Source organism: Candidatus Kryptobacter tengchongensis, assembly GCF_001458555.1.
GTDB classification, from domain to species: Bacteria; Bacteroidota; Ignavibacteria; order Kryptoniales; family Kryptoniaceae; genus Kryptonium; species Kryptonium tengchongense.
Genome location: NZ_CZVH01000096.1, coordinates 1 through 7,286, shown reverse-complemented (window position 1 = coordinate 7,286; position 7,286 = coordinate 1). Strand labels below are relative to the sequence as shown.

7 protein-coding genes and 1 pseudogene are annotated in these 7,286 nt (G+C 36.8%); 2 read left to right on the top strand and 6 right to left on the bottom strand.

Annotation, left to right across the window (positions count from 1 at the left end; all coding sequences use genetic code 11):
* The coding region (locus AT685_RS08485) for a TonB-dependent receptor domain-containing protein (protein ID WP_159420507.1) at positions 1–1,701 on the top strand (1,701 nt) is incomplete at its 5' end.
* A gap of 38 nt (positions 1,702–1,739) precedes the next feature.
* On the opposite strand, the gene AT685_RS07510 is transcribed toward AT685_RS08485, so the two are convergent.
* The 5 genes from AT685_RS07510 to rplU are packed head-to-tail and all read right to left on the bottom strand — an operon-like array spanning position 1,740 to position 5,286.
* Complete coding sequence (locus AT685_RS07510) at positions 1,740–2,486, bottom strand: hypothetical protein (RefSeq protein ID WP_072150074.1); 747 nt, start codon at positions 2,484–2,486, stop codon at positions 1,740–1,742.
* A gap of 59 nt (positions 2,487–2,545) precedes the next feature.
* Complete coding sequence (mdh, locus tag AT685_RS07505) at positions 2,546–3,478, bottom strand: malate dehydrogenase (protein ID WP_072150073.1); 933 nt, start codon at positions 3,476–3,478, stop codon at positions 2,546–2,548.
* A gap of 24 nt (positions 3,479–3,502) precedes the next feature.
* Entirely contained in the window at positions 3,503–3,772 is a 270-nt protein-coding gene (gene rpmA, locus AT685_RS07500) for a 50S ribosomal protein L27 (RefSeq protein ID WP_072150072.1), read from the bottom strand.
* Positions 3,773–3,799: 27 nt separating this feature from the next.
* Positions 3,800–4,969 (bottom strand): coiled-coil domain-containing protein, encoded by a 1,170-nt coding sequence (locus AT685_RS07495; RefSeq protein WP_072152160.1) that lies wholly within the window; start codon positions 4,967–4,969, stop codon positions 3,800–3,802.
* Complete coding sequence (gene rplU / locus AT685_RS07490; protein ID WP_072152159.1) at positions 4,969–5,286, bottom strand: 50S ribosomal protein L21; 318 nt, start codon at positions 5,284–5,286, stop codon at positions 4,969–4,971. The genes AT685_RS07495 and rplU overlap by 1 nt, the downstream gene beginning before the upstream one ends.
* Before the next feature lie 144 nt (positions 5,287–5,430).
* On the opposite strand from rplU, the gene der reads away from it, so the two are divergent.
* Positions 5,431–6,744: a ribosome biogenesis GTPase Der gene (gene der, locus AT685_RS07485; protein WP_072152158.1), complete on the top strand. Its 1,314-nt coding sequence runs from the start codon at positions 5,431–5,433 to the stop codon at positions 6,742–6,744.
* 50 nt (positions 6,745–6,794) lie between these two features.
* Here der and dtd read toward each other — a convergent pair.
* Positions 6,795–7,248: pseudogene (gene dtd, locus AT685_RS07480) on the bottom strand (D-aminoacyl-tRNA deacylase).
* Positions 7,249–7,286 lie beyond the last annotated feature (38 nt).

The window sequence follows — 7,286 nt, the reverse complement described above, 5'->3', positions numbered from 1 at the left end:
GGGAGATTTGATAAAGATCATATTGGCGTCGGTGGTTTATCTGTTTATGAAAGAGGACGACTTTTCTATAACAGAGTTTATAACTATGTCTTGAAGCATCAATATATAATTTCGCCTAATTTAATGAACGAGGCAAGAATTAATTTCCAGCGCTATAATTGGGAGATTGCAAATATTGCACCGTTCCCAACGCCTGGTAAAATATACCCAAGTGCATATATTGGAGCTTTTTCACATGCACCGCAGAATTGGTTCCAGGATAGATACGCACTTTACGATGATATAACTTATACCACTGGCAACCATATTATAAAGGGTGGATTTTTCGTTCAAAGGTTAAGATATGAAGCAAATCAAAAACTTTATCTCCATCCGATATTTTATTTCCTGCGTGATACCAGCACGGCTCCATATCAAGCAAGGGTCGGAGTTGGCATACCAACGGTTGAAAAATGGAACACACAATTGGGTGTGTATATTCAGGATGACTGGGCTGTTACACCGTATCTAACTTTGAATATTGGGATTAGATGGGATTATGAATCAAATATGATAAACAATGATTTTGCAGTTCCAGATACAATAAGAAGAGACTTAAGTCAATTTTTCCCTGCAAAATATTTTTCAACGGGTAAGGATAGAAAACCATATTGGAAAGCATTTCAACCAAGAGTTGGGGTTTCTTATGACATAAGCAAGGAAGGAAAGACTGTGATTTTTGGTGGAGCAGGGATTTATTATGATAGACATGTTTGGAATGTTGCTTCTGATGAGATTTTAAGATACACTTGGAAAGTTTATTATCTTGATTTTGGTCCTAATAGAATTCCTTGGGATGACAGATATTATAACCGTGATGAACTTCTTAATTTAATTGCACAGGGTAGAGTTCCGGCACCCGAGGTGTTTTTGATCCCAAATGATTTAAAACCACCAATGACAATTCAGTTTAGTATTGGCTTGCGTCAAAGATTTGGAGATATAGTTACAAGCATAAGTTACACAGGCGTTAGAGGATATAATGAAATAACGACATATAATGCGAATTGGAAAAATAACTTAACAACTAAATATGGTTCAATTCAGGTCTGGACAGATGAAGGTAATTCATGGTATGATGCTATCTATTTTACATTTGATAAACCGTATAAGCCTGGTTCATTTGGTTTGAACATTGCCTATACTTTATCTTGGACTTACGATGAATTTGATAATACGATTTACTACGGTTATTCATATTATACAAATCCAAATATGCTGAAAAAAGCGCCTTCAACGCTTGATGAAAGACATAGAATTTCAATTAATGGTATATTTGATCTGCCATTTGGATTTAAGCTAAGTGGGTGGGGAACATTTGCAACCGGGAGACCATATCTTGTTTACACTGGAACGGATGATAATAATGATGGTGTTTTGGGCAATGATTATCCGGCTGGATTAGGTAGAAACGCCGGTAGGGTTCCAGGTCAAAGATTCATATTCAAGTATGTATTTGCCGAGAGAAACTTTAACTTGCGTTTGTCAAAAGATTTTTCATATCGTGGATTTACTCTGACATTAATGCTTGAGGCATTTAATGTGTTTAACTGGACTAACTTTGGAGGTTATGTTGGTAATATGAGGTCAGCATTGTTTGGTAAACCAACAACAGCTGGTGCTCCAAGGCAAATTCAGCTTGGTACCAGGGTGAGCTTCTAAAGTAAAAAAACCCCGGGATTTTCCCGGGGTTTTTTAGTTTAACTCACTTTATAACCTACAAGTTCACGCCTTTTTCCATTTTCGTTACGAGTTGCGGGTGTTTCGTGTTTTACAGGACCGATGCCTGATGAAAACCAAATGTAATTTTTTGAAGTAAAACTTGCAAGTGTAACTCCACCAACACTTACAGAACCTGTGGTAAGGGCTTCAAACTTATATGAGTCATATCTTCCAGCTGGTGTTTGAACTTGTTCTTTTAGGCTTATGTTCCCAGTTATATTTATTCTGATGCTCAACGGTAGCAATTGCCCCTGATAATTTACAGTGATAGTTGTATCCAAGCTCAATATTGTATATGGTTCATTTAGATTTCCAGCTGCTTTTACAAATGGAACCCATTTTTTATACTCAAAGCCGGGAATTCCAACCATCCCTGTTAAATCAACCCACGCATAAAGATAATTACCTTCAAGATAAACAAGAAGCGTATCAACTTCTATGTTTCTATTAGCATATTTGAATGAGTCAATTACAACGAAAGGATTTTTGCCTTGGAATTGAATTTGACCAATTATAGTTGTTGAAGAGTTAAATTCGGTTCCAGAAATTTTAGCTCCAGCTGTATCAATCTCATAACCAGAGTAATACCATACATTACCAACTTTTAGCGGGAATAAGTTTGATGGGATTGTTTCAATTGGCGCAGTTGTTTCCTTTTTACAACCCCAGATGGAAATTGAATAGATTACGAAAGATAACAAAATCACAGTTTTTACTTTCTTCATATTTCCCCCCAATTTAATTTTGATAAAGTGAAGCGGGCGGATCGCCCGCTGTTAAATTTTTAATCAAATTTTAACGAATCAATTATTTTCTTTACCCTTGACGCAGAGGCATGAAGCGCTTGTTTTTCTTCATCAGTTAATTTCAGCTCAATTATTTCCTCAACACCTTTCTTGCCAAGTTTAACTGGGACCCCAACGAAAACATCATTTAATCCGTATTCCCCTTGAAGTAGCACAGAGCATGGGAGAATTCGTTTCTTATCTTTAACTATTGATTCAACCATTTCAACAATTGCTGCAGATGGTGCGTAATAAGCGCTTCCAGTTTTAAGGTAGCTTACAATTTCAGCGCCACCTTCCCGTGTTCTTTTGACAAGCTGTTCAATTTTTTCCTTCGGAAGGAGTTCAGAGATTGGTATTCCAGCAACTGTTGTATATCTCACAAGCGGAACCATATCATCGCCATGTCCTCCGAGAACGAATGCATACACATCCTCAACAGATACATTGAGTTCCATTGCTATGAAAGTTCTAAATCTTGCCGTATCAAGGACACCAGCCATACCAATAACTCTGTGCCTTTCAAAACCGCTTATCCTCCAAGCGGTATAAGCCATCACATCAAGTGGATTTGTAACAACAATTATGATGGCGTTGGGTGATTTTTCAATTGATTTTAAAGTTGCTTCTTTAACGATCCCAAAGTTTGTGTTTAAAAGATCTTCTCGGCTCATCCCTGGTTTTCGTGCAACTCCTGCGGTGATTATTATTATGTCTGAGTTAGCGGTCTCCTCATATCCATTTGTTCCGATGACCTTTACATCAACTCCAGTTATAGGGGTTGCCTCATACATGTCAAGACCCTTACCTTGGGGAATTCCCTCAACGATATCAACAAGCACAACTTCATTGGCAAGTTCGTTGTCAATTATTCTCTGTGCTGTTGTTGCACCAACATTACCAGCACCAACAATTGTGATTTTCATTTTAATACCTCCTGATTTATTTTAAAGGTGCTAATTGTTTACCCCATCAACTGGGTAGACGCTAACGATTTGTTTGTCTTTTGTTAAGTATTCAAATTTGACGATGCCATCAATCTTTGCAAATAATGTGTAATCCTTGCCCATCCCAACATTTAAACCAGGTTTGAACTTCGTTCCCCTTTGTCTGACGATTATATTTCCAGCCCTTACAAATTCACCGCCAAATTTTTTGACCCCAAGTCTTTTGGAATTGCTATCCCTTCCATTTTGTGAAGAACCTCCACCTTTTTTATGTGCCATATCAATTCACCTCCCTTTTTAATTTTTTTATTTTATCAAACTTGCAACTTTTGATTCAAGTGCAGCGAGCCGTTCCCTTATTTGAATTGCAATATCAATCTTCTCATCAAGGCGTTTTATCTCTGCCCTGAACTCATTCCTAAATGCGTTTAATTCACTGCGGACGCTTTCAATGTCTTTTTTCAATCCACCGATTTCAGCTTTTGATTCGGTGCGAGCATTTTCAATATCTTTTCTCAATCCGTCAACTTCAGCTTTTAATTCGCTGCGAACGCTTTCAATATCTTTTTTCAACCCCCCAATTTCAGCTTTTAATTCTCTACGGACGCTTTCAATATCTTTTTTCAATCCAGCGATTTCGGCTTTTGATTCGGTGCGAGCACTCTCAATATCTTTTCTCAATCCGTCAACTTCAGCTTTTAATTCACTGCGAACGCTTTCAATATCTTTTTTCAATCCACCAATTTCAGCTTTTGATTCGGCGCGAGCATTCTCAATATCTTTTCTCAATCCGTCAACTTCAGCTTTTAATTCACTACGGACGCTTTCAATATCTTTTTTCAATCCACCGATCTCAACTTTTAGTTCATTATGAACGCTTTCAATGTCTTTTTTCAATCCACCAATTTCAGCTTTTGATTCGGCGCGAGCGTTTTCAATATCTTTTTTCAGTCCGTCAACTTCAGCTTTTAATTCACTGCGGACGCTTTCAATATCTTTTTTCAACCCACCAATTTCAGCGTTTAATTCACTGCGAACACTTTCAATATCTTTTTTCAATCCAGCAATTTCGGCTTTTGATTCGGTGCGAGCACTCTCAATGTCAGCTTTTAATTCACTACGGACGCTTTCAATATCTTTTTTCAATCCAGCGATTTCGGCTTTTGATTCGGTGCGAGCACTCTCAATATCTTTTCTCAATCCGTCAACTTCAGCTTTTAATTCACTGCGAACGCTTTCAATATCTTTTTTCAACCCACCAATTTCAGCTTTTGATTCATTACGAACGCTTTCAATTTCCTTTCTTAATCCACCAATCTCAGCTTTTAATTCATTTCTAACAAGGTCAATTTTTTCATCAAGTCGCTTGATCTCTGAATCAAATTTTGTTCTTAACTCTTGGATGCTTGACTTAATATCGTGAAGCTCAGGAACGACAAGCTCTTGAATTATTTTTGCTACATCCACCCTTGGCATTAACTTTCAAAATAAATTTTATTAATTTCAATTTGAGTATAATTTTGGCGATGTCCTTTTGTTACTTTATAACCTTTGCGACGCTTTTTCTTAAAAACGATGATTTTTTCCCCTTTTACATGGTCAAGTATTGTTGCCTCAACAAAAGCGCCAGGCACATAGGGGTTCCCAACATAAGTTTTTTCGTTATCCTGAAGGAGGAGGACAGTTTCAAATTTGACTTTGCTTCCCGGTTCATCTTCAATCTTTTGAACGAAAATTTTATCATTCTCTTTGACTTTATACTGATGACCACCAATTTTAACAACGGCGAACATCTTGCCCTTATATTTGTTTTAAATTCAAATGCGTTTAAATTTAGCAAATGCGCCTCAAAAAAACAATTAAGATGTTTTTGCTTATCAAATTTTCCATTGCTAATTTTAAAATAAGCCAAATGAATCAAAAATGAACATTTAAAGATGGGAAAAAATATAGTTGCAATTGTAGGGAGACCAAATGTAGGAAAGTCAACCCTTTTCAACAGGATAATTGGGGAAAGGGATGCAATTGTTGACCCTAAAAGTGGGGTAACACGGGACAGACATTATGGGCAAGCGGAATGGAACGGGAAAAAATTTACTGTGATAGATACCGGCGGTTATGTCCCCGATTCCGATGATGTTTTTGAGTCAGCTATAAGAGAACAGGTTCAAATAGCAATTGACGAGGCAGATGTGATAGTTTTCGTTGTTGATGCGATAACTGGGGTTACACCAATAGATATTGAAATTGCAAAAATTTTAAGGCAAACGAAAAAGAAGGTTATTCTTGCAGTAAATAAAATTGACAATGATAAACTTGAACTTTATTCATCCCAATTTTATGAACTTGGTCTTGGGGAACCATTTTCAATTTCCGCTCTTCATGGTAGAAAAGTTGGAGATTTCCTTGATGAAGTTGTCAAGGATCTTCCTGAAAAAGTTGAGGAAACCGAAGAGGGTAAGAACCGGATAAAAGTTGCTGTTGTTGGGCAACCAAATGTTGGAAAATCTTCGTTTGTGAATGCAATTTTAGGTGAAAATAGAATAATTGTAACCGATATACCTGGGACAACCCGAGACTCAATAGATACAACTTTTAGATATAACGATACCGAATTTGTGTTAATTGATACCGCTGGATTGAGAAGGAGAAGTAAGATTAAAGAAAGCATAGAGTTTTACAGTGCTATAAGAGCTCTAAAATCAGTTGAAAGATGCGATGTTACTGTTGTTATGCTTGACGCAACATGTGGGCTTGAAAGGCAAGACCTGAGAATTATTGGGGAAGCTGCGGATTTGAAAAAGGGAATTATAATTGCCGTGAACAAGTGGGACCTTATTGAGAAGGATTCAAACACTGCACTTGAATATGAGCACGCTTTGAAAGAAAGGTTGAAAGTTTTTGATTATGTGCCCATTCTTTTCATCTCCGCAAAGACGAAGCAAAGGATTTTTAAGGTGCTTGACCTTGCCAAGATCGTTTATGACGAGAGAAATAAAAAAATAAAGACAAGTGAACTTAACAAAGTTTTATTTCCAATTGTTAAGGAAACACCACCGCCTGCTGTATCTGGAAAGGAGATAAAAATTAAATATGTCACGCAAGTTAAAACAGCGCCACCTGTATTTGCATTCTTCGCAAACTTTCCCGACGATATACCAGAACATTATAAAAGGTTTCTTGAGAATAAAATTAGAGAACATTTTGGCTTTATCGGAGTGCCTGTGACAATTGTTTTTAAAAAGAAGTGAATAAGTAAACCAAGATTTATATCAAATTAGTTTGATAGCGGGCAAATCTTTTATTTCCCCTTGCTTTCAACGAGTAATGTTACAGGACCATCATTTATTATTTCAACAAGCATCATAGCTTTGAAAAACGCCTGTTTTCACCTTTTCCTGTCCCATTATTTGCTTAAGATATTCAACAAATTTATTGTATAAAACTTCCGCTTCTTCAGGTTTTGACGCCTGCGTGAAATCTGGTCTATTTCCATGCCTTGTGTCACCGTAAAGAGTAAATTGAGACACGACAAGAGCTTCTCCATTTACATCTTTAACAGATAAGTTCATTCTTTTATTTTCATCGTCAAAAATTCTCAAGTTTGCGCATTTGTTTGCAAGATATTTGGCATCTTCTTCCGTATCTCCATTTTTTATCCCAAGTAAAATTACAATACCTTTTCCTATCTGACTGTGTAGCGAACCATTAATTGTTACGCTTCCACGAATAACTCTTTGAATCAGAGCTCTCATCGTTATCCAACTTTTATTTTTACAACTCTTTCAATCCC